The following is a 569-nucleotide window of genomic DNA, read 5'->3' on the forward strand; positions in this document are numbered from 1 at the left end:
CTAGGTTAGCCAATTGGAATTGAGTGTTTTGGAAATTAGCTATTGTTCTTCCGAACTGTTTTCTTTCTTTTACATAAGCTACAGTTTCATCAAGAGCTCCTTGTGCAATTCCTAATGCCTGAGAAGCAATTCCTATTCTTCCTCCGTCAAGAGTCATCATAGCAATTTTAAATCCTTTTCCTAATTCTCCTAATAGGTTTTCTTTAGGTATTCTTGCATTTTCAAATATTAATTCGCAAGTAGCAGAACCTCTWATACCTAATTTTTTCTCTTTTTTACCAACAGTAAATCCTGGAGTGTCTTTTTCTACTATAAATGAAGAAATTCCTTTTAAACCTTGTGATTTATCTGTCATAGCAAATATTACATATACATCAGCATATCCAGAATTTGTTATRAAKATTTTAGAACCATTAATTACCCATTCCTGAGTAGCTTCATCTAGTACAGCAGTAGTTTGCTGACCTGCAGCATCTGTACCTGCATTTGGCTCTGTAAGTCCGAATGCTCCAAGCCATTCACCGCTAGCCATTTTAGGAACATATTTTTGTTTTTGAGCGTCTGTACCG

The 569-nt window shown here is 35.3% G+C and carries 1 protein-coding gene; it reads right to left on the reverse strand.

The window, feature by feature from the left end; genetic code table 11:
- The coding region (locus tag GQX97_RS14265; RefSeq protein WP_198391272.1) for an acyl-CoA dehydrogenase family protein at positions 1-569 on the reverse strand (569 nt) is incomplete at both ends.

Origin of the sequence: Brachyspira sp. SAP_772 (genome assembly GCF_009755885.1) — a bacterium.
Taxonomy (GTDB): Bacteria; Spirochaetota; Brachyspiria; order Brachyspirales; family Brachyspiraceae; genus Brachyspira.